Genomic DNA, 21,067 nt, shown 5'->3' on the forward strand with positions numbered 1-21,067 from the left:
CCAAAAAAGCATTCACGGCATGTGATCAACCATGCTTCGTGAATGCTTTTTTACATTGGCTGCCGTCGCCTAAGAAAAACGGGTGTAGCGCAACAGACGAACCAGCCGATTCAACCGTTCTATTTCCCGATCCAACTCGTGAAGCGGTTGCCCGGCCAAAGCAGCGTTCGCTCTCAGATCACGCAGCGGGTTCATTTTCCGACCCATAAGTTTCAACACCGTGGCCTTCCCCATGTTGTTCACCACCGCATATTGCGTTAGCGGGTCAAGCTCAATCCACAAAACATGATGATGCTGAAAAAACGACAATAGTTGCTTTTTCAATTCTTCAAGCTCACCTGTAATTTGCGGATGATGATGAAAAGCCACATAGCCCATCACCCGCAGGTCACTTATGATTTGTTCCAGTTGAAGCGTTTCGTTTATGTACACATTATTCGTCCTCATGCGATTCCTTGCGCCGTTCGTATAATTTTCCCGGATGACGTTCACCACCTGACTATCGTTATCTTTTTATCGGTATGCTTCCATCATATACAAAAAAACAACCGGCTTATACGCCAGTTGTTTCCCGTTCCACAAAATACTTATTGGTCATATAATGAGCCTTGCCTCTGGAAGTGTCGACCATTCCCTTTTTGTTATCGAGAAAAACAATTTCCCGGCATTTGGTGCAATACCACTTGGTCCGCTTAAAGGGAGATTCCGTTACATACGAGGTACCGCATTTGCAATCTACTTTGATCAAGGTTTCTGTTGATTTGTAAGCTTGGGACAGCTCCTTCAAGCCTGTATCCGGCTGTTGAACCGGGATAATGACTTCCTGATAGCTTGAATACTGATTATGAACTTTAAAATCAGCCACCAGTTCCGCATGTAGCCCAAAGTACTCTTTGCCAATCTCGGTTACAAATTTCTTGCCAATTCTGTAACACTCAAGCCATTCCTGTATCTGTTGATTAGACAAAGGCACTGTGCCCTTGATACCGCTATTTAATGTGTAAGTCATGATGTATAAAGTATCATCTTGTCTATGTCCGTACATGAGAAGCCTCCTTATAATACACTTGATAATGTACTACAAAGCGCAAAAAACATCAATTTTATTATTTGGCAAAAGGTTATAGCTGATTTATAAAGCTCAGGGAATGCACATATAGAATAAAAGCAACTGACCTAGGTCAGTTGCTTTGTCTTTCCACATAGTATTTGTTGGTCATATACCACGCCTTGCCTTTTTCCGTATCCACCATACCCTTTTTGCGATCCAGGAACACAATGTTATTGCATTCCTTGCATGACCACTTGGTCCTTTTATGCGGCGACTCTTCTATATAGGAAGCTCCGCATTTGCACTCTACCTGAATTAACGTTTTATACTGACTGTACGCCTCTGCCAACGGGTCTACGTCTACAGCTTTACTTACCACCGCAGGCTGTATCATGGATATATGATCCCGCTGCTCCGAGTATTCATTATGTACCTTAAAATCTGCTACCAATTCAGGATTCAAACCAAAATACTGTTTACCAACTACCGTTACAAACTTGCTGCCAATTCGATATGCTTTTATCCATTCCTGAACCTGCTTACTGGATAGGTCGACTGTTCCCTTTATACCGCTGTTCAGCGTATAGGTCATCAAATGTTCGTTTTGTGTCATATGTCTCCCCGTTCACCTCCGATCAAGAATATACCACAGGTAGACCTAAGCAAAAGCTACTTACTGCTACCTGAAGCAACGAGCTTTTCTGCCTTGTGATCCTTTTAATACAAGTATAACTCAAAACCCGAGCTGTCTTCCATTTTGTCTATATCCTGAGCACTGATTTCGCAGGGATCTATACTCGCCTCCTTAGACTATCACAAGATGCATTTTTATCTTTTTATCACTTTGTGGTACAGTCTTCTACATTAATCATTCATGCGAGTTGGCGGATAAGCTAATGGTAGTTTCTTCCTTCCTTATATATTACAACACTTTTGTACAAATTCCTACATGTTTCAGCGGTGTAATCGTTTTTTTCGTCACCTTGCCAGAGTAAGTGCTCCCGCTTATACTCAATAGCCTTTTCATATGTACCACCAGGTTCGCAACATACATTTTGATGAATTCTTCATTAGGGAGTTGAGCGTACCAGAGATACTGGCTTTTCATTTTATAGAGTAAAAATAATTTCCAAAGACCATTTTCGTTTTTTGAATTCATTCGTGTGATATATTTTCTCTTAGGGAGGCGAATCCATTTTGGAAAGAAAAAGTGTTATGGTGTATGAAGATATAAAAGAAAAATTACAATCTATAAAAACAGAGTTAGGTTTGAGTAATGAAAATGATGTTGTCAGTTATTTGATCAGTGTATATGAACACTCCGATTCTCTGCCCAAAAAATCTCAAATTCAACTCATTAAACTTATAAAATAGAAACACCAAAAATCCTTGAGTGTATAAGCGCCCAAGGATTTTTGGTAACGTAATTAATCAGGTATTTGAAAACACATAAAAATATTTTTATCTGTAAAATGTTCTTAGCATCTCCTGCGCAATCTGATCGACCTCTTCCAATTTATCGTTTTCACTCGGATTAGTGCTGAGCCTATTTAGTTCGTATGTTAGCTTTCCAAGTAAAGCATTAGGAAGCTGCTTACAAAAATGTATAAGCACGAAATACTTCCACGAACTATCGTTTGAATTTAATATTTGCCGGATGACTGGGATTAGCTCCATATCGAACTGGAACAAAATATTTCTTACTTCCGCTGAAATGGGCCAATTACTGTCTTGTAACCAGGTAAAAAGCTCAGGAATGATGGGTCGAATTTCTGCCTTACTGCACAATTTCAATTGATTAATGCTATCAAAATCCGACTTATGTTTAGGGATAAGATCGTGAGGATTCACCATGTGGCCTCCTTTACCTGGTTATTCCCCAAACATCTATGATTAATCTTTTTGGTTCAGTTTCTGCATTACATTGGAAATACATTTTGAAGCACGCACTCAGTAATTAAAAAAACAGATCATATCTTTTTACTAAATTATTAAAACGAATAGCCGTGAACGGTTTTCACTGAATCCTCATTGCAGCTATCACTGTGATATTAATGGACTAAGAGTATAAAAAGCTGTACCATACACGTGAGTTGTATGTCTTTCATACCAGTCGAACCGATGTACAAGTCGTTGAATAATTTTTTTCTGGGATCCACTTCCCACTTTCACCTTTAAAATAACTCCAAGCAGGTGACTCATGCCTAATCATATAAATCAGATTACCATCACGCTCAGCCCGTAGAAGTATTGATTATACCCTTGGTTTCTCCTGCGGGCTGAGCCTTTGCCCAAGGGAGCGTGATGGTAATGAAGCCTAACCGAAAAAAACGTAATCAAGCCTATTTTAGACATCACAGAAAGCGGGTTATTCAGCGTAAGAAACGACTTTCAGCACACCGGGGATGGGTCGTCAAATTCGACGGTGTATTCTCCAAAGGGAAAATTCATTGTTCCTGCTGGATGTGCAGCGCAAAAACAAAACGACTTGGCTATCCCAAATCGGAGTTATCAAGAATAGCTAACTGTCAGGAACAGCTTCTGGATTATGATTTTTAAACTACAAATGATCAAAACAAGCGAATGTCTTTTTCTGCGACAATCGCTTGTTTTTAAGTTGACTCACTTGGCAAGGTCATCCTACAAAACAAAAGCCTTCTCGACCAGCCTTCACTTTTGAAGGATCATCGAGAAGACTTTGCACCCCGCAAGGAACAAGAGGTCAGATTTTTAATTCGCCAAGCCTGATTAATTCCACGACCGCCTGTGAACGACCTTTTACGTTCAGTTTCTGCATTACATTCGCGATGGGGTTTGAAACACACCAAGTTTGTTGTTAAGGTAAAAGGGCACTACTTTTTATCCAATTGATTTTGTTTGATAAATTCATCAAAATCATCACTTGTGTCCATAACCAATCTTTGTCGATTGTATTTGTCGTACTCTGCTGTCGCCAACTTCTCTGCAATCTCTTGCGAAATACTTCCTGCATTTATCAGAATATCTCGCTCATTGAATTTCAGGAATGAGTCCAGCTTCTGGGTCCAGTCCTTCATATACATCGGGGATTGACGTTCCGCCTGATCTTCCGCATAGTCCAGATACATCGTTACGATGCGATTCAACGTTTGTATTTCTTTATCGGTCAAATAGTTCTTGGCTACGGTTATATCGCTCTTCCTTACTTTATCGCCTTTCCAGCTCGTTAATCCCATATTGCCTTTATCAGCGCTTGCTCGCTCGGCAATCAGCTCTGCCGCGGTATGACCATGGACGGCAAAATGAAGTTTGTTTTGTACAGTAGCGAAAAACTCTTTGGACACACTGGAATGGGGGTCATAATCAACCGATAAGGCGTAGATATCCGTAATCTTGCGATAGAACCTTTTCTCCGATGCACGGATGTCGCGAATACGCTGGAGCAATTCATCGAAGTAGTCTTGTCCAAAGTGACGCATATCTTTCAAACGCTCATCGTCCATTGTAAAGCCTTTGACAAGGTACTCATTAAGCCGCTCGGTTGCCCACCGCCTGAACTGCGTGCCTCTGTGCGAGCGGACACGATACCCGACAGCAATAATCATTTCAAGATTGTAATGCTTGACCTTGCGTTTTATTTCTCTTGAACCTTCAATTTGAACTTGTAAGTATTCCTTACAAGTTGCATCAAAAGCTAGTTCATTTTCTCCATAGATGTGTTTAATGTGAAGCGTAATGTTTTGAGACGTAGTCTGATATAACTCTGCAATTGCCTTCTGAGTCATCCAAACGTTGCCGTTCTCCAGTTTCACGTCTATTTTGGTATTCCCATCTTCTGTCTGGTATATTAAGATATCTGTACGATTGTCCAATTTCTCAACTCCCACTCCTCCCCAACTAACGCTTACGGAATCATACGTTCTTATTTTATCATATTCGAAGTAAACACATTGACAATAAAGTCTCCTATTTTACAATCCTCGCCCTTTTTTTATCTATATTTAACATATGTCACAGCCATTTAAAGCTTTTTCACTCCAATTTACTTAACGAAGTTTCCAATCTCAGCACTAAGAATCGGTGGTTCAAACGGTTCAAACCGCTTAATGAAACCGTTTGATCCAGTAGACCATTTTTGTAATACGTATATTTGGCATCTGGAGATGAAGACTCTGTTCCCGCTGACGTTAACCGATTAAGGTCATCAAAGGTATAAGAGATTTCGCTGCCAAATGGCTCCCTCAGCTTAGTTCGATTTCCAATTAGTCATACTACTTGTTTACTTACCTGATTTTTCTCATCAGTTATTTTAATAACCTGTCCCAGTTCGTTAAATTCTCTTCACTTTTGGTTATATTTCGCCTCACCTTTGGCATTAGCAACGGAAGCACGACGATCCATCACATCATAATTGTAGGAAGTGCTATTTTATTGCCATCCTATGCTGTTACGTTATTGCCGCTAATCTTGTCGCAGCTATGTTTGCCCAATAATTGTATTTTTTAGAAATGAAATATATTTTATGCATTTTTAAAAAAACAAAAGCCTTCCCGACCAGCCTTCACTTTTGAAGGATCATCGAGAAGACTTTGCACCCCGCAAGGAACAAGAGGTCAGATTTTTAATTCGCCAAGCCTGATTAATTCCACGACCGCCTGTGAACGACCTTTTACGTTCAGTTTCTGCATTACGTTGGAAATATGGTTACGCACCGTCTTCTCACTAATAAATAGTTGTCCGGCGATGTCACGTGTTGTTTTGTCCTGCACAAGCAGTTCAAATACTTCACGTTCACGGTGAGTTAACAAAAACTTGTTTTTGTGGTCGTTACCCTTCGTCAATTTCACCCCTCCTTGCTCGGGTTTTGTGTGGTGTAACAAGGTTAAGGGATACAGTCAACACATTTTATGTCACGTGCTTAGGTATGGTTCAATATGCGGATAAAAATGGGCCTAGGCACTTATTTTCAGCCTTTGCAGAATCGTTAGACTCTGCGTCTAATTTTATGTATTGACAGGCATATGGGGCAGCCTTATGATAAGAAAAACCGCGACTGATAATCATTATCAAAATAATGATACATATAGATATCGCGCAACAGACTATTGTTCATGGCCGCTTGGCCAGAAAGGGTGTTCATTAATTATGAAATTACGTTACGCTGTACCGGCCGGAGTGCTGGTTTCTTCTATTCTGTTCGCAGGTTGCGGCCAAACCGGAACTGCTACTCAGCAGCCTGCTGCAACGACCAAAGATGTGGGAGCAACTACACAGTCAACGACTCCTGCGGCCTCTGCCCCCAATTTTGATCAAGCGGTGGCCGCTTACCGTGCCTATGCCATAGAGCAATGCGATACGTTTGTGAAAAAGACAGAAGAATTCACGAACGCGGTCAAAGCTGGCGAGCTGGACAAAGCCAAGGCGCTGTATGCTCCTGCACGTATGTACTATGAACGGATTGAACCGATTGCAGAAGCGCTGGGCGATCTTGACCCGAATATTGATGCGCGTGACGGTGATGTAGATGCAGCAGATTGGCGCGGTTTCCACCGGATTGAAAAGACATTATGGGAAGAAAACACCACCAAAGGGTTGGACGAGTTTTCCGACCGCCTGTTGAGTGATGCAAAGCTGCTGCGTGCCAAGGTGGAGACGGTCAACATTGACGCCAGTCTGATGGTAACGGGTGCAGTCGAGCTGCTGAACGAAGTATCCACCTCCAAGGTGACGGGTGAAGAGGAACGGTATTCCCATACGGATTTGTACGACTTTGCAGCCAATGTAGAGGGCGCACAAAAAATATATGAGATTTTGAAAACAGACCTGAACCAAAAAGATGCAGCGTTGGAAACGCAAATTGGCGAGCGCTTTGAGGCATTGCAGAAAGAATTGGCTCCTTTCAAGAAAGGCGAAGGCTATGTATCTTATACGAAGCTGAAACCGGAAGAAATTAAAAAGCTGAGCCAAAACCTCGATGCCCTGGCAGAGCCGTTGTCCCAAATGGGAAAATTGTTAGGAGTGTAACGATATGAAAGGCTTCAAGCGGCAAAAGGAAACGAGACAGGAACCGCAGCAGCGTACAGATTCCCGTGAAGAACAGGTTGATCTGGTCAAAAAGGATGCTAAGTCAGAGGATGTTCTGCTAGAAAATGATGTGCTGTCAGGAAAGAGTAAATCTGTATCACGCCGGGATCTATTGAAGCTGGCCGGAGTCGGGGGACTGGGTCTCCTGCTCGGCGGCGGTGGCGTGGGGGCTGTGCTGACAGCCAGCCAACGGCTTGAAAGCATGATGACGGAAGCGGATACCAAGGATGTGGTTCCTTTTTACGGGAAGCATCAGGCGGGTATTGTGACTCCGGCACAGGATTTCATCTGCTTCGCCGCCTTCGATCTGACGACGAGCGACAAGGAACGGGTACGCAGCCTGTTTAAAGCCTGGACAGAAGCCACCGCTACGATGACTTCCGGCGCGCTGATCGGCAACGATAACGAAAACCTCAACCTGCCTCCGTCCGATACGGGCGAAGCGGCGGGGTTATCGCCGTCACGGACGACGATTACCTTTGGTGTAGGTCCGTCCTTTTTTGATGGGCGCTACGGTCTGGCAGGGCTTAAACCTGCCGGACTTCGTGAGCTGCCCCGTTTTCAAGGAGATGCGCTGGACGATCAATGGTGCGGTGGCGATATCGGGGTGCAGGTATGCGCCAATGATTTGCAGGTAGCTTTCCATGCCCTGCGTAATTTGGCGCGTATTGCCAGAGGAACGGCGGTGCTTCGCTGGACACAGGAAGGCTTCCAGCGGACAGCACAGGCCGATCCGGCGGGAAGCACGCCGCGGAATTTGCTCGGCTTCAAGGACGGTACGGGGAACCCGGATACCTCCAAGGCTGATGAGATGAACCGACTGGTATGGACACAGGCGAGTGACGGTCCTGCGTGGATGGGCGGCGGCAGCTATATGGCTGTGCGGCGTGTACGCATGCGGGTAGAGGTATGGGATCGCTCGACACTGGGCGACCAGGAGGATACCTTCGGACGCCATCGCAGCAGCGGGGCCCCACTGGGCAAGGCCAAGGAGTTCGACAAGCTTGATCTGGCGGCCACAAGTCCGGAAGGCAAGCCGATCACGCCCCCCACCTCTCATGTTGCATTGGCTCATGGGGACGGGAGCATTAATATTTTGCGGCGGTCTTATTCTTATTCGAGCGGATTGGACAAGCAAACAGGACAGCTCGATGCCGGGTTGCTGTTCATCAGCTACCAACGTGATCTATTCAAGCAGTTCGTCCACATTCAGGAGAAGCTTGCGCGCAATGACAAGCTGAACGAATATATTGTACACAAAGGCAGTGCGGTGTTCGCCTGCTTCCCGGGTGTATCGCAAGGCGGCTACATCGGGGATACGTTATTTTAGCAGCAGGCCAGGAAGGGGATTTATATGAATCGGCGCAATAAAAGCTTGGGATGGGTGTTTCTGCTGGTGGCTCTGCTGCTGACAGCAACTCCGTTCATATCCGGCTCCGGGTCGGTCGCTTTCGCACAAACAGATACCAAAGCTGCTTCCAATGATCAGCTCATGCCTGTGGTGGGTGGCGCACTGGTGGAGGCGGGACAATCCCAATGGACGGAAGCCTCCAGGGACGTCAAAGAATTCCGTACGCTGTGGGAAGCTGCCAAAACAAACGGCGGTGATGCAGCCCATATCGCAGCGGTGGACAAGGCTCTCACGGATGCAGAGCAGGCGCTTGCCAGCGGCGGCGGAGAACCAGCGAAAGCTGCACTGTCCGTGCTAGCTCGTTCGGTCAACGAATTTGTGACTGCTGCGGAAGGCGACAAACCCGCCCCGGCTGGAGCCAAAGCAGCGGAAAAGCTGCTCCCCATGGCGAAGGGCAGTCTGGCTGCCATGCAAAAAGGCGACTGGACTGCGGCCCGCGCTGATTACGACCGGATCGTAAAAGCATGGTATCAGGTGGAGACACCGATTCGTTCGGACAATTTTCCGGTATACAGTGCGCTGGAAACTAAAATTAGCCTGATTCGCATCTCCATGCAAGCCGAGCCAATACGACAAGAGCAGGCTCTCAAGGAAATGCAGGAACTAACGGCTTTGTTGTCGGATTACAGTCAAGGCAAGTTGGTGAATACGGGTCAAGAAGCTGTTGCAAACAACACGGCTAATGGCTCAGTAGTCTCGCTAAGTGATGCGGTCAAGCTCCTCGAATTCGCACGGCAGGATGCGACAGCCAATCAGCCTGAGCAAGCGGCTGACAAGGTAGGGCGGTTCATCGCCCTGTGGCCTTCGGTTGAAGGACATGTGCAAATTTCCGATCCGGCGTCCTATACCGCGATTGAAAATGAAATGACCGAGACTTCCGGTTATCTGCTGTCTTCTCCACCGAACACAGTCAAAGCCATCCAAACCCTTGATCAGATGCTGGAAAGGCTCCGTCCGTTGACGGAAGAACGTTCCTACACCGCTTGGGATGCGGCACTGATTTTGCTGCGTGAGGGGCTGGAAGCCATTCTGGTGCTTGCGGCTCTGCTGGCGTATGCCAAAAAAAGCGGCGAAGCTGTGGCTGGTCGCTGGATATGGGCTGGTGCCGGAACGGGGCTGGTGCTGAGCGGAATCCTGGCGGTGCTGTTCACCACACTGGTCGCGGCCGCCACATCGGGCAGCATGCGTGAGCTGCTGGAGGGTGTGACTGGACTGGTCGCGGTTGTGCTTATGCTGACCGTCGGTAACTGGCTGCATACCAAATCCAATGCTGACGCGTGGAACCGCTTTGTCGAGAACAGCGTAGACAACGCGCTGGCGCGTGGTAGCCTGTGGTCGCTGTTCGCCGTTTCTGCGCTCGCGATTTTGCGTGAAGGCGCCGAGACGGCTATCTTTTATATCGGTATGGCCCCGGCCATCGAAACCTCTCAATTGCTGATTGGTATTGGCTCGGCAACTGTCGTGCTGGCTGTGCTGGCATTGGCGATTATCAAGTTTAGCGTACGGTTGCCGATTCGCGCCTTTTTCCTGACAGCCACTGTACTGATTTACTATCTCGTATTCCGGTTTCTGGGCGAAAGTATTCATTCGCTTCAGGTGGCTGGCAAGCTTCCGGGGCACACGGCCTCTTCGTTGCCATCCATTAGCTGGCTGGGCATGTATCCTACTTGGGAAACGTTTATCCCACAGGTCGCTGTGCTGATCTTCATGGTGTGGCAGCTTGTACGTCAGGAAATGCGCAGCTCCAAGCAACGCTAAAATCCAAGCCACAACACATATAATTGCAAAAAAACGTCAAAACGCAGGTCCGATCTCTATCGGCTCCGACGGTTTTGGCGTTTTTTTAGTCACGAGAAGGAGTGCTGACTTTTATGATCAGAAAATATCCTCCAGCAACGGAATCATACGCTGGTGATGGAGCAAGTCTGTACGGTCACCGTGCTCACGAATCACGTGTACCTCACCGCGAAAATCCAGCAGCTCCGCCGGCGTAGCATGTCCCAGAAAATGCACCGGACTATAGCTTAGTCCATAAGCTCCTGCATTCGGAATGACAATATAATCACCCTCCTGAATCGGAGGAAGCTGCGCTTTTTTCACAAGACAATCCTCGGGTGTACAAAGCGGTCCGACAATGCTCACGGTTTCCAGATCCACGGTTGCTTCTGGCTGAAGCTCCCCTATCCGGTCTGCGGCCTTCCCTAATTTTAGCTCGACAGCAGCAGCCTCTTGAACAGGAATGTCCTTCCCCTGCCCTATCTGAATCGCCACTTCCTGTCCCTCTCCTTGCCCGCGCATAATTCGCACCGGATAGTTGTCCCTAATCCGACGTCCTCGAAAGGCAGCCGAGGCATAATGGTTCATACCGCCATCAGCTACAACGAACTTCTCTCCCTTGGATTCCTTCGTATACAACGCCCGACAGACATACATTCCTGCCTGAGCAACCAGATATCTGCCGCTTTCGATGATCAGCATAACACCTGGCAGACGGGATCGAGTCTGCTCGGCCATTGCGTTCAGTCCATCAATCACTTGCCCCATATCCAACGGCTGCTCATGAGTAAAATAAGGAACGCCAAATCCGCCGCCCAAATTTACCGTATGCATCGCCACACCATACTGATCCTGTATGCGTTCTGCCAATTGAAGGGTATTCGAGAATGAAGCTAAAATCTGATCCGCTTTCAGCATTTGCGTGCCTGTATACACCTGAATGCCCTGGAAATATACATGTGGGCAATCTTCCAGCACCGTAAAAAAGTGATCCAACTGCCCCTCGTCCACACCAAAGGGACGAGGAACGCCACCCATTTTGATCGTCGATCCCGACAAATCGTTATCGGGATTCACACGAACCGCAGCGCGGACAAACAAGCCTGCTCGGGCAGCAATATCCTCCAGCAAGCGCAGCTCCCGCACCGACTCGACATGAATGCAGCCGATTCCACAGGCTACCGCCTCACTCAGTTCGGCTACCGTTTTTCCCGGCCCGGCGTACAACACATCTTCTGGGGCATACCCGGCCTCCATCGCGACAAACATTTCCCCGGCCGAAGCGATTTCGACGCCACAGCCTAACGTGCGAAGCAATCCCGCCAAGGCTACGTTGCCATTGGCCTTGAGTGCGTAATGCACACGCACAGCCGGGTGCAGCCGGGATAGCAGCGAGCTGACATGAGCATGTAGCGCGTCGCCATCGTAATAATAAAATGGCGTCGGATGTTCGCCGAAGCGTTCCAGCAAGGCTTCGTCCTTTTTATCCATCTGCTGAATCTCCCCCCTTCTTCTTCCTATTCCGCATAGATCGTCTGGCCTGAACGGGCGGCCTCATGAATAGCTGCCAGCAATCTGACGCGCTCGGCGGCCTCGTGGAACGGAATAGGCTCCGCGACTCCCCGGATGATATCGCAGAACGTGTCCAACTGATTGACGTAATAGTTCATGGGCTCGAAAACGGTTTTGATTTTGGAGTCTATCATTGTATCCTTCGTTATTTTCGTCTTGAGCGTTATTTTATAAAAGCCCAGATTCGCCCGAAAGCAGTCCTGCAAAGTAACTACCGCCGAATCAAAGGTTAATACATGAGCGCAGCGGTATGGCCGCTCGAATGAAAAGAGGGCGGATGCCTCCAATCCCCCCGGATAGCGGGCCTGTGCACGAAATGTCCAGTCACAGCCGTTAGGACCGTCGAAATCCGATTGACTGCGGAACTCCGCCTGCTCCAGTCCAACGACTGCCTGAAGAAACTGGAGCCAATACACGCCCAAATCCCAAAAGCATCCCCCGCCCTGCTCGGGTCGGGATCTGTAATTCTCCGCATGCCCGTCCTTTGCGGGAATGCACAGGCTGGTCGCTATGGAGCGCAAACAACCATAGCGACCGGAATCCACGATATTGCGCAGCTCGCGCTGCCAAGGATGATGCTGCACCATGACTCCTTCCAGCAGGTGAGCGCTGCTCTGCCCGACTGCCGCTTCCAGGGGAGCCAGCTCCGCCGTATTCAGACATAACGGCTTCTCCACAAGCACATGTTTGTGAGCCTGTAATGCTTTACCGATCCACTCCGCATGCAGATCGTTACTCAGCGCAATATACACGGCGTCAATCTCCGGGTCGATCAGCATATCCTCGGCATGCCGATAAACGACACTAACGCCAAAACGGTCCGCCAAATCTCCTGCCTTGGCAACGGTCCGGTTCGCAAGCGCGGTTACACGGGCCCCCGCAACGTAACGGATCGGCTCCAGCAGCGCACGAGGGGCAATGGCTGAACAGCCAATGAGGCCAAAACGGATATCACGTACCGCAGGCTCTTGCGCCGCTGCGGCGGTGTTCATGACCCCTTCTCCAATCCCGCTGAGTTTACTTGCACCTGGACGTTCCTCACATATGACTCCACATAGCGTGGTGTCTGACTACGTAGCTCCACGATCCTCCGGTGCATGTCCTCCAGAATCTCAGCGCTGCCACCATAGATTTGCATCCACGTATCGTACCGTATCCCCAGTCCCAGCCGTTCCCACAGATCCGCATTATGCATTTCATGCACACCGAACGGCTCCAGCATAATGAGTGGAGTGGCTGTGGCGAACGAATCTGTCAGACTACCCCCGCCGGGCTTGCTGACAATGGCCTGGACATGACATGCCTGGTCCAGCATGCTATGGTAATCCGGCCCGGCCTCATACAACGTCTCCTCGCCAGCCTTCACCTCACCGAAAGGCGGAAAAGTATGCTCCCCGGCTTCATTCCGCTTCCATGTTCTCCACTGCGGGTCCATCCGGAAATAACGTATACCGTCCCGCTGCTCATCCGGCTGGTCCTGATCATACAGCAGCAAATCCAGCTCCCAACCCGCCTCTTCCAGCCGTCCGACCTTTTCACGGTACGTGCCCATACCCCAACCGCCGCCGTGCACAAACAAGCGGGATTTCCGGGCCTCAAAGGGAACATGCTCTACAGCCGGGACATCAATATAGTGGCTGACTCTATTTGGGTCATTTTCAAAAAATGTCATTTCTCCACACCCATCGGCAAAGTTCGGGTTATGCTTGGCCAGATTTTTCCATGAAGGAGAAGGCGTCGAGTCCATATATACAATGTCCACATGTACCGATCCCGGCTCCCTGCGCTTGCGATACTCCTCCAGCACATACATCCAATGGCCGGACAAGCATATAAAATGCCGCCGATCTTCCTCCATCCATCGGGTCAGCAGCACTTCCATGGCAGCGAGATCAAGCGAATTGCGCATATCCTGCGGAACCTTCTGTGACATTAAGGCTACAGCGAAATTATCATGGTAAGCTTTGCGGCTTTTGTCCACCTTGAGACGGGCCGACTCAGGCAGTACATTTTCAAATACGTGAATCGCCGTCTCCACACCCAACCTGCGAAGACCCGCTTGCATCAGCAAGCCGGGAGTATAAAAGCCCAATCCGAAACCGGAACACAAAATCGTTACCTTCATACTCTTGTGCATACTCATGCTCATACGCCTCCCGTTTAATTCAGCACTGTAAAATGATGCTCCGCCAAAAAATGCTCCAGCTTCGTAGTCAGACGCATTTTTTCCTTATCACCCGCGGCAACCAGTTCCAAATAAAGACGACCTTTTCCACGTGCCCGCTCACTTCCAGTTGCCCCTTCTTTACCTTGGATATTCGCTACGCCTTCAGGCCCACCAGACACGGAAAGACCGTCACCACTGCTAATCCCGCTAACACGAACCTGCTTGGCAGATGACCTGCCCCCGCGCTCTGTTGTATTTCTGCTTGGCGTGCTTTTATCACCTGTATTCCTGTTTTCGCCATCTCGTCCGCCCGTGTTCACATACAGCGTATTGGCGCCCAGCGGCATGACGCCTTCTTCACTTTCGCCTGTGAACAGCAGTCCTTCACATTCCAGCCCTTCCAGCAATTCTTCATAGGACAAACTGCCGTCATGGGACAACGAATAATTCGTCAACGTGCCACGCATATTTTTCCCAGCCAAAAAGGTGTCCAATTGGTGCTTGATCAGACTCATGGATTTACGGGCGTTAATTTCGATAATAGGCTCCAGCTTCCCGCCGCGAAGTGTCATCGAGTCAATGCAGACGTCGCCGTAATAACCGTCCTGATACAGTTGCTTCCCTACATCCTGCATTAAGCGAAAATAGCCCTCACGCTCCAGCCGCTCCATAAAAGCCTCATCCGGCGACAACGATTCCCGATAGGCGAATTGGGTGTTAGCCAGCCACTGCACAGACAGGATATCGACACTTCCGTTATCACCAATCGTAAATTGGCATGAAAAATCCTGCTCCTTCTCCAAGAAAGGCTCCAGGAGGAACAGTACCCGTTTGCCTTTTCGTTCCTGCCCACGTAAATACGATACAATTCGGTCCAGCATCTGTGTTGAGGTAATGTGCAGGTTTCCTTTGCCGGATACGCCAAAATCATCCTTGATTAAAAAGCTTCCATCCCGCAGCAGCTTGCGTCCCGCCTCAGCTACATCCGCAAACGAAGTCACAATATAGCCGGGATGGCGCAGTCCAAGACTGCGTTTTAAATCAGAAGAATAGGTTTTGGCATTCACCTTGCGGATCGTTTCCAGCGGCGGTTGATGCAGCGTAATACCCCAAGCGCGTGCGGCCTCCTCCACATGAGGCAAACCCGCAAACGGGCTAAGCACACATCCCTCCAGTTGCGGAAACCCCGTACTGGTATCGGCCTTGCGACTGCCCAGCAGTTCAAAAACGGAAGCCGCCGACACATTCCCCGCCTGCTCCGTTCCGTCAGTCAAATCCCGTTCATTTACAGCCGGGCGAAAGCCCAACTGCGCGATATACTGACGATGCACAGGCGAAATAGCATAGCGGGTCAACAACGCGTCTCCCGGCTGGCAAAAGCTGAACAGCAGCTCATCCATTGCCGCCACAATCGCAGAAGAAGCCCGGTCAGGAATGGCGGGCAAGGAAGCTAACTGGGCATCCCGCCAGTAAACCTCCGCTTCGAACGTTCCCATATACAAATGACGCTGGTTCGGTGTCGCATTCATATGATTCGCTTCCTTTCCTGCTTCGTTATTAGCCTGCTATTACGGTAGCGCTACTGGCTTGCACTTGTATAATCGCGCAAGGCAAACTGCCATATAAAGCGGATCACCGCCAGTAGCCAGATCGGGGCGAGGAATGCCCATATGATCAAGCCGGGTTCCATTTTGCCCAGAATAAACATCGGTGGAAAATTACAAATCACAAACACCGGAAGCACGAACAAGCCGATACGCTGGATCAGATTACTATACACCGCCATCGGCACATGGTTCGTATCGAAAATGCTGTTGGATAGTTCTGTCACCCCGTTCGTGCGGATGATCCAGAAGGCTAGCAGTTGGGGCAGCAAAAACACGGAATAGGCCGTCAACACCCCGCAACCGAGCAACACAGAAAAGCCCCCGACCGTTTCAAAGTTAAACGGCAGACCGAGTTTATACCAGCCAATGCCCGTCATGATTCCGCCGCCGACTACGTTTGGAATGGTGTAGCCCAGCTCAAATTGCCGCAGCGTCACCATAAATTGCAGGGACACCGGCTTGGTCATGAGCACATCCAATGAACCGGTACGGATTTTGTCAGGCAGACTTGTAAAATTGCTGTAGAACAAGCCGCTGTAAAAACCGCTCATCATCGTAAATACGCCGATATATAACAGCACCGCGTCAGGAGACCAGCCGTTAATATCCGTTCCGGCCCGGTATGGAACCGAGGCGTACAGCAGCTTGATGAGCAAATAAGCGGTTTCGACCAGAAAAGCAGTAATGAAATTAATGCGGTATTCCATCTGCGACATGACGGAAAACTGGACGAACTTCCAGTACAGTCGGATATAACGTCCAGCATTTCGGAAAACATTTTTCATGTTAACCTCCTACCGAGACAAAGCGTTTGACCCCGGCTTGCCACACCCGGCGCGATATGGCCGCCAGCACTACAATCCAGAGCCATTGCACGCCAATGCCTTCAGCGGCTTCCAGCATGGTCAGCTTGCCCGTTAATGCGTTCACCGGAAAAAATACGGTGTAGCTAAACGGGAGCAAACTGAACATGCGGGCCAAAACGTCTCCAAAAATCGTCAGCGGAAACACAGTGCCACTAGCTACATAAATGACGAGCGACAACGTGTAAAATAGTCCCCCCGATTCCGTCACCCAAAAGGCTATGCCGCTCAGCGCATAATAGACCACAAAATTGAGCACCAGCGCCCCCGGCAACGCCAATATGTAAAGCAGGATATACGACAGCCTGAAGCTGATTTGACCTTCCAGGCTAAGGCACAGCAGCAAAATCGCAGCCGCCAGCAGCACTACTGCGGACTGTACCGCCTTGCCTCCAATAAACCGACAAAAACGGTAAGCAAAATAGTGTACAGGCTGCACCATGAATTTGGCCAGTCCGCCTTCTTTGATGTCTGTAGCAATTTCGTATTCAAAACCCGTAGCGATCAGCTTACCGGTTACCCCTGCCATGACTACATACACCAGCATTTCCGGCAAAGAGTAGCCCAGCACCCTTGCTTGTCCCGAAGAACCGAATACCGCAAGCCAGAGAAAAATTTGCGTCATGATCGGCAGCATGAACCCCGCCATCTGGAGCCAGTAATTGGCCCGGTATTCCATTTCGTTTTGCATGCCAAGCTGGAGCACCTTCATATATTTGTTATTTCGCATCAGCTAGCCTGCCTCCATCGTACAAATTGGCTATCCCCTCTTCCAACGGGACGTCCTCAATCGTAAAATCAACGACAGGCAGCGCATCCAAAATCTTTTTGGACCAGGTCAGAGTATCTTCTGCATCCAGCTCAAATACCGCCTCCAGCTCCGAGTTGGAGCGCAGCTTGCCAAGTCCCGCCAACGTCAGGTTAGGCACAGGGGTCTCCAGTCGAACCTTGAGCAACTTGCGGGCGCCGATCACCTCATTCACCTTGTTCAAATCCCCGTCATACACCAGTCTTCCCCCGCTGATAATGATGGATCTGCTGCACAAGTCCTCAATATCCTTCATGTAATGGCTTGTCAGCAGGATGGTCGTCCGGTGTGTGCGGTTATAGGCTTTGAAAAACTCGCGAATGCGCCGCTGAGAAACCAGATCCAGTCCAATGGTCGGCTCGTCCAGCAAAATGACCCGTGGACGATGCAGGAGCGCGGCAATCAGCTCCATTTTCATACGCTCGCCAAGAGATAATCGCCGAACCTGAACATGAAGCTGTTCCTCCACCCCAAGCAAGGTAACCAGCTCGTCCAGCGCCTCTTTGTAACGACTTTCATCTATTTCGTAAATAAGCTTGTTCAGCTCGAACGACTCGCTTGCGGGCAAATCCCACCAGAGCTGGTTTTTCTGTCCCATCACGATGGAAAACTGCCGTTTAAACTCCTTTTGCCGCTTCCACGGGGTAAAACCAAGTACAGATGCCTCCCCCTCACTGGGATGAAGAATGCCGGACAGCATTTTGAGCGTCGTTGTTTTGCCCGCCCCGTTCGGGCCGAGAAACCCGACGATTTCACCTTCCTCAATGGTGAAGCTGACATCCCGTACGGCCTCCTTGGTCAGCTTTTCCCGCCTGAACAGGTTTTGTAATGATTTGCGCACGCCCGGCTCCTTTTTATAGTACGTAAACGTTTTCGACAATTGATTCAATGTAATGGACGGCATTCAATTCTCCTCCTCTTTCATCTGTCCGTGACACCTTGTTGAGCATTCCTGATACGATTTGCCTGATACGTTATGCCTGAACTACTCGGCTGCTTGCTCGGCTAAAATCATCAATTCCTCCAGCATATGCCGCTGTTTGTCAATCAGGCCGAGGGCGCGGTCGCTAATGTCAGGCATCCGATGCTTGCGCAGTTGAAGACCTGTTTTGTAAATATGCAGATTGAGCTTATGCCATTCCGCATTCAATGACTGCGCCAGTTCCATCACATGCTGCGCTCGCGGTCCCAATGTGGCTTCATGCAGCATGCAATAATCCGCTGTGTAATCGGTCAGATGAAGGGCACTGCCCAAACGCAGATTGTAATAGATTTCATGGCAGTACGTACGGAAGTCCGCATCCTCCATGTCTGTCAGCAGGCGGAAGTCCTCGACAAAGGCCCGGTATCCCTCATCTCCCCGCTTGACCTGTTTGCCAACTGCGACATTTCCGGGGTTATTTCCCAGGTCATTGGACGAAGGTACACCTCTCCAGACCGCTTCATGTCCAGTCACATATTGACGAATATGGTATGCACACGCTGCATGCAATTCGCCTGGCGAAAGCGGCGCGGGCTGTTCCACCACCCAGGCATATTCAATAATGCCCTGCATCAGGTCGTCGAGCCGGGCCGAACCGACGTAAGTCATGGCATGGCCCGAAGAATCCAGCAGGAAGCTGTCATTTACCTGTGCTGTTCGCTCCTGCAAGTCCAGTCCAGACAGCTCAATGACATGGCCCCTTGGGTAATTTTTCACATACACGTCGTGGTAGGTTAAAGCGGTACTCGATGTGTGCAGCATCGTACCGTAGCCTGATGTCAGCGCCCGCAGCAGGTCGGTTTCATCGCTTACACCAACAATCCACGGCTCCACCCGAATCACCGGACCGCCGCTGGCTGCCATTTCCTGAAGCTGCTCCGGATATTTCTCGGGACCGAAGCGCTTCAAATCTCCGCTATATTCCGCGCACATACTGCCGCACAGCATGAACAGCTCGGATTCCGCCATGTTCACGCCATACCGCCGCAGCGAGGTGCGCAGGGATGAATATACACAGTGCTTGCCTGGAGGAGCATCTATAATTTCTTCAGCAGCGTAATCGACAACGGAGTCATGAACATCCTCCATGCCGGATACCTGCATAGGCTTGATCTCTGCCGCCCCCTTATGCATATTTGCCCAGCAGACGTTCAATACCTCGAAGTGTGGAAAGATGCTCCAGCACCAGATCGTCGTCCTCCATCGTAATATCCAGCTCATTTTCCAGCTCTACAATCAATTCAACAGCGGATAGGGAATTCAGCCCCAAGGTTCGCAAATCTTGCTCCGGCGTCAATTGTTCCAGTTCACCTGGAGCCAGCTTCAATACCTTTTCCAGCAAAGGTACTACATGGTACACATCTGTTTTCATCCTAAATTCCTCCCGATTATGAGCTTGCCAATCCCGCAATGACATCTTCCAGCCTGTGCGCATAGGCTTCGGCTTCCTGCCAGCTATCTGCCATAATAAGCGTGAAAATCCGATTCACATACCCCCGCTTCACCGGAGTACCGGACAACGTACCTGCTGTATAAACAAACACCCCTTCGGGGCGTTCGGGCGTGTAGAGCAAGCCTTCCTCTGCGAGCAAGCCGCACAAGCGGCTGTAGGTCAGCGGTGTGGCGGTAACGTTGCGGTAGTAGCGGGACAGCGTTTTATGCTGCTCTCCCAAGACCGAAGACAGGAACGAAATATAGGTAGACAGGGTAAACCTGCCGTTAATCTCGATCACCGGAACCAGCAAGCCTCCTTCATCGACAAAGCCGTCAATGGAAGCCATGCCTGTATAACCGATGGAATACAGATACGTTCCCAACTGGTAAGCGCAGCGTCTCACTTCTTCTTCCAGCGCAGCGCCAAGCTCAGCCGGAACGCGGGACCCGGTGTACACCGTGCCGTCCACATTTTGCCTTTTCAGCGAAAACATTGTCACCCCACCGCCCTCGTCAATACAGAGCTGGTAGTTCAGATCCATCTGCTTGTTATGCCAGCGCTCCACCAGCCAGCCTCCCGAAGAAGGGGACGAGCCGCCAAAGCGTTTCATCACACTTAGCAGCGTATCCAGCTTGGACAGCTCGTCCAGCATATACATACCTTGTCCCGATGCGCCATGCGGCTGCTTGATGATCAGCTTCACAGGCCCGTCCGACAAGTCGTCCAGTCTGCCGCACTCCCTGCGGATCGCCGCTTCGTCCGCGCATACGGCTCCCTCACTGACGGCAAAACCGAGCTTTTGCGCAGTCAGGCGGCTGAATATTTTATCATTCACCCGAGCGCTGACGGAGGACGGAGCGCCGATCAGTTCCAGTCCACAGCGCTCCGCAATCGCTTCCTCCTGCGGGGTAACCGCATACGGAACGAGCCACGCTTTGGCACGGCTACTACTGTGGCCTGCTTCCGCAACCACTCGCAGCCGTGCCAAAAGTGCCTCGTCCGCCAGCACCAGCTCCGAAATCGGCGTTAACGGATCAGTCGGCTCCGGCACCTCAATACGCGGCAGGCTAAAGCCCAACCGCTGAAGCATGTCCAGAAAAGCCTGATCCGGCTGTTCTCGCAGCACGATCACATCCTGACTTCGGCACAACAGAAGATTCATTTCCTCCATCCGATTTACCACCTGCTGTTCATCACGATCTACCATCCCCCCCTTACGGGGGGACGGATGCCATACCTGCTCTGCGCCAATATTAAACAGCCAAATCAGGACTCCATGATCGCGTTCATGGGCAAGCGCTTCCACAAGGTTAATGGTTTTAGTCGTCACGT

Annotated in this window: 21 protein-coding genes and 1 pseudogene; 5 read left to right on the top strand and 17 right to left on the bottom strand. The window is 49.7% G+C overall.

From position 1 onward, the window contains the following. Window positions 1–69: 69 nt before the first annotated feature. The 3 genes from ABIA61_RS17595 to ABIA61_RS17605 form a co-directional block, all read right to left on the bottom strand. Complete coding sequence (locus tag ABIA61_RS17595) at window positions 70–447, bottom strand: hypothetical protein (RefSeq protein ID WP_283653072.1); 378 nt, start codon at window positions 445–447, stop codon at window positions 70–72. Window positions 448–553: 106 nt separating this feature from the next. Then, window positions 554–1,045, bottom strand: coding sequence for a hypothetical protein (locus tag ABIA61_RS17600; protein ID WP_137060035.1), 492 nt, complete (start codon window positions 1,043–1,045; stop codon window positions 554–556). A 136-nt stretch (window positions 1,046–1,181) separates the two neighbouring features. Continuing rightward, a complete protein-coding gene (locus ABIA61_RS17605; RefSeq protein ID WP_044648314.1) occupies window positions 1,182–1,664 on the bottom strand; it encodes a hypothetical protein in 483 nt (160 codons plus the stop codon). A 584-nt stretch (window positions 1,665–2,248) separates the two neighbouring features. Between ABIA61_RS17605 and ABIA61_RS17610 the strand changes: the two genes are divergently transcribed. After that, entirely contained in the window at window positions 2,249–2,425 is a 177-nt protein-coding gene (locus ABIA61_RS17610; protein WP_161797194.1) for a hypothetical protein, read from the top strand. An 87-nt stretch (window positions 2,426–2,512) separates the two neighbouring features. On the opposite strand, the gene ABIA61_RS17615 is transcribed toward ABIA61_RS17610, so the two are convergent. Beyond that, window positions 2,513–2,902, bottom strand: a complete 390-nt coding sequence (locus ABIA61_RS17615) for a DUF5071 domain-containing protein (protein ID WP_404529637.1) — start codon at window positions 2,900–2,902, stop codon at window positions 2,513–2,515. Window positions 2,903–3,361: 459 nt separating this feature from the next. On the opposite strand from ABIA61_RS17615, the gene ABIA61_RS17620 reads away from it, so the two are divergent. Continuing rightward, window positions 3,362–3,610, top strand: coding sequence for a hypothetical protein (locus ABIA61_RS17620; protein WP_404581077.1), 249 nt, complete (start codon window positions 3,362–3,364; stop codon window positions 3,608–3,610). A 163-nt stretch (window positions 3,611–3,773) separates the two neighbouring features. Here the strand turns inward: ABIA61_RS17620 and ABIA61_RS17625 are convergent. From ABIA61_RS17625 to ABIA61_RS17635, 3 genes and pseudogenes are all read right to left on the bottom strand, one after another. Next, a pseudogene (locus ABIA61_RS17625) lies at window positions 3,774–3,872 on the bottom strand (helix-turn-helix domain-containing protein); the annotation flags it as partial. 31 nt (window positions 3,873–3,903) lie between these two features. After that, window positions 3,904–4,902: a virulence RhuM family protein gene (locus ABIA61_RS17630; RefSeq protein ID WP_044648317.1), complete on the bottom strand. Its 999-nt coding sequence runs from the start codon at window positions 4,900–4,902 to the stop codon at window positions 3,904–3,906. 741 nt (window positions 4,903–5,643) lie between these two features. Continuing rightward, on the bottom strand, window positions 5,644–5,871 hold the full coding sequence (locus ABIA61_RS17635) for a helix-turn-helix domain-containing protein (protein WP_007431813.1): 228 nt from the start codon (window positions 5,869–5,871) through the stop codon (window positions 5,644–5,646). Window positions 5,872–6,175: 304 nt separating this feature from the next. On the opposite strand from ABIA61_RS17635, the gene efeO reads away from it, so the two are divergent. The 3 genes from efeO to ABIA61_RS17650 are packed head-to-tail and all read left to right on the top strand — an operon-like array spanning window position 6,176 to window position 10,283. Further along, window positions 6,176–7,054: an iron uptake system protein EfeO gene (gene efeO, locus ABIA61_RS17640; protein ID WP_283653074.1), complete on the top strand. Its 879-nt coding sequence runs from the start codon at window positions 6,176–6,178 to the stop codon at window positions 7,052–7,054. Window positions 7,055–7,058: 4 nt separating this feature from the next. Beyond that, window positions 7,059–8,444, top strand: a complete 1,386-nt coding sequence (efeB, locus tag ABIA61_RS17645) for an iron uptake transporter deferrochelatase/peroxidase subunit (RefSeq protein ID WP_404581078.1) — start codon at window positions 7,059–7,061, stop codon at window positions 8,442–8,444. Window positions 8,445–8,468: 24 nt separating this feature from the next. Continuing rightward, window positions 8,469–10,283: an FTR1 family iron permease gene (locus tag ABIA61_RS17650; protein ID WP_404581079.1), complete on the top strand. Its 1,815-nt coding sequence runs from the start codon at window positions 8,469–8,471 to the stop codon at window positions 10,281–10,283. Between the two features lie 117 nt (window positions 10,284–10,400). Here ABIA61_RS17650 and ABIA61_RS17655 read toward each other — a convergent pair whose 3' ends face one another. From ABIA61_RS17655 to ABIA61_RS17700, 10 genes are all read right to left on the bottom strand, one after another. Further along, on the bottom strand, window positions 10,401–11,792 hold the full coding sequence (locus tag ABIA61_RS17655) for a type III PLP-dependent enzyme domain-containing protein (protein WP_404581080.1): 1,392 nt from the start codon (window positions 11,790–11,792) through the stop codon (window positions 10,401–10,403). A 26-nt stretch (window positions 11,793–11,818) separates the two neighbouring features. Beyond that, on the bottom strand, window positions 11,819–12,865 hold the full coding sequence (locus ABIA61_RS17660; RefSeq protein WP_283653078.1) for a Gfo/Idh/MocA family protein: 1,047 nt from the start codon (window positions 12,863–12,865) through the stop codon (window positions 11,819–11,821). Continuing rightward, the gene (locus ABIA61_RS17665) at window positions 12,862–14,022 is read right to left on the bottom strand and encodes a UDP-glucuronosyltransferase (RefSeq protein ID WP_404580075.1); all 1,161 of its coding nucleotides are present in this window, start codon (window positions 14,020–14,022) and stop codon (window positions 12,862–12,864) included. The genes ABIA61_RS17660 and ABIA61_RS17665 overlap by 4 nt, the downstream gene beginning before the upstream one ends. Before the next feature lie 11 nt (window positions 14,023–14,033). Next, entirely contained in the window at window positions 14,034–15,569 is a 1,536-nt protein-coding gene (locus ABIA61_RS17670) for a hypothetical protein (RefSeq protein ID WP_404581081.1), read from the bottom strand. Between the two features lie 50 nt (window positions 15,570–15,619). After that, window positions 15,620–16,432 carry an ABC transporter permease gene (locus tag ABIA61_RS17675; RefSeq protein WP_283657284.1) on the bottom strand — a complete coding sequence of 271 codons (813 nt, stop codon included), beginning with the start codon at window positions 16,430–16,432 and terminating at the stop codon, window positions 15,620–15,622. Window position 16,433: 1 nt separating this feature from the next. Further along, a complete protein-coding gene (locus tag ABIA61_RS17680; protein WP_404581082.1) occupies window positions 16,434–17,240 on the bottom strand; it encodes an ABC transporter permease in 807 nt (268 codons plus the stop codon). Then, on the bottom strand, window positions 17,230–18,222 hold the full coding sequence (locus tag ABIA61_RS17685) for an ABC transporter ATP-binding protein (RefSeq protein ID WP_283653085.1): 993 nt from the start codon (window positions 18,220–18,222) through the stop codon (window positions 17,230–17,232). Before ABIA61_RS17685 ends, ABIA61_RS17680 begins: the two co-directional genes overlap by 11 nt. An 81-nt stretch (window positions 18,223–18,303) precedes the next feature. Then, on the bottom strand, window positions 18,304–19,434 hold the full coding sequence (locus tag ABIA61_RS17690) for a hypothetical protein (protein ID WP_283653086.1): 1,131 nt from the start codon (window positions 19,432–19,434) through the stop codon (window positions 18,304–18,306). Next, on the bottom strand, window positions 19,427–19,672 hold the full coding sequence (locus ABIA61_RS17695) for an acyl carrier protein (protein ID WP_283653087.1): 246 nt from the start codon (window positions 19,670–19,672) through the stop codon (window positions 19,427–19,429). The genes ABIA61_RS17690 and ABIA61_RS17695 overlap by 8 nt, the downstream gene beginning before the upstream one ends. Window positions 19,673–19,688: 16 nt before the next feature. Next, window positions 19,689–21,065, bottom strand: coding sequence for a preATP grasp domain-containing protein (locus tag ABIA61_RS17700; RefSeq protein WP_283657287.1), 1,377 nt, complete (start codon window positions 21,063–21,065; stop codon window positions 19,689–19,691). Between the last annotated feature and the right edge of the window lie 2 nt (window positions 21,066–21,067).

This window comes from Paenibacillus sp. RC21 (genome assembly GCF_044907935.1).
In the GTDB taxonomy this organism is placed as follows: domain Bacteria; phylum Bacillota; class Bacilli; order Paenibacillales; family Paenibacillaceae; genus Paenibacillus; species Paenibacillus terrae_A.

Bases quoted from the DNA above. Each gene is read 5' to 3' on its own strand.
- ABIA61_RS17600 (WP_137060035.1), bottom strand. From the start codon at position 1,045: ATGTACGGACATAGACAAGATGATACTTTATACATCATGACTTACACA.
- ABIA61_RS17620 (WP_404581077.1), top strand. From the start codon at position 3,362: ATGAAGCCTAACCGAAAAAAACGTAATCAAGCCTATTTTAGACATCAC.
- ABIA61_RS17605 (WP_044648314.1), bottom strand. From the start codon at position 1,664: ATGACACAAAACGAACATTTGATGACCTATACGCTGAACAGCGGTATA.
- ABIA61_RS17675 (WP_283657284.1), bottom strand. From the start codon at position 16,432: ATGAAAAATGTTTTCCGAAATGCTGGACGTTATATCCGACTGTACTGG.
- ABIA61_RS17660 (WP_283653078.1), bottom strand. From the start codon at position 12,865: ATGAACACCGCCGCAGCGGCGCAAGAGCCTGCGGTACGTGATATCCGT.
- ABIA61_RS17595 (WP_283653072.1), bottom strand. From the start codon at position 447: ATGAGGACGAATAATGTGTACATAAACGAAACGCTTCAACTGGAACAA.
- ABIA61_RS17665 (WP_404580075.1), bottom strand. From the start codon at position 14,022: ATGAGCATGAGTATGCACAAGAGTATGAAGGTAACGATTTTGTGTTCC.
- efeB (WP_404581078.1), top strand. From the start codon at position 7,059: ATGAAAGGCTTCAAGCGGCAAAAGGAAACGAGACAGGAACCGCAGCAG.
- ABIA61_RS17695 (WP_283653087.1), bottom strand. From the start codon at position 19,672: ATGAAAACAGATGTGTACCATGTAGTACCTTTGCTGGAAAAGGTATTG.
- ABIA61_RS17690 (WP_283653086.1), bottom strand. From the start codon at position 19,434: ATGCATAAGGGGGCGGCAGAGATCAAGCCTATGCAGGTATCCGGCATG.
- ABIA61_RS17655 (WP_404581080.1), bottom strand. From the start codon at position 11,792: ATGGATAAAAAGGACGAAGCCTTGCTGGAACGCTTCGGCGAACATCCG.
- ABIA61_RS17670 (WP_404581081.1), bottom strand. From the start codon at position 15,569: ATGAATGCGACACCGAACCAGCGTCATTTGTATATGGGAACGTTCGAA.
- ABIA61_RS17680 (WP_404581082.1), bottom strand. From the start codon at position 17,240: ATGCGAAATAACAAATATATGAAGGTGCTCCAGCTTGGCATGCAAAAC.
- ABIA61_RS17685 (WP_283653085.1), bottom strand. From the start codon at position 18,222: ATGCCGTCCATTACATTGAATCAATTGTCGAAAACGTTTACGTACTAT.
- ABIA61_RS17650 (WP_404581079.1), top strand. From the start codon at position 8,469: ATGAATCGGCGCAATAAAAGCTTGGGATGGGTGTTTCTGCTGGTGGCT.
- efeO (WP_283653074.1), top strand. From the start codon at position 6,176: ATGAAATTACGTTACGCTGTACCGGCCGGAGTGCTGGTTTCTTCTATT.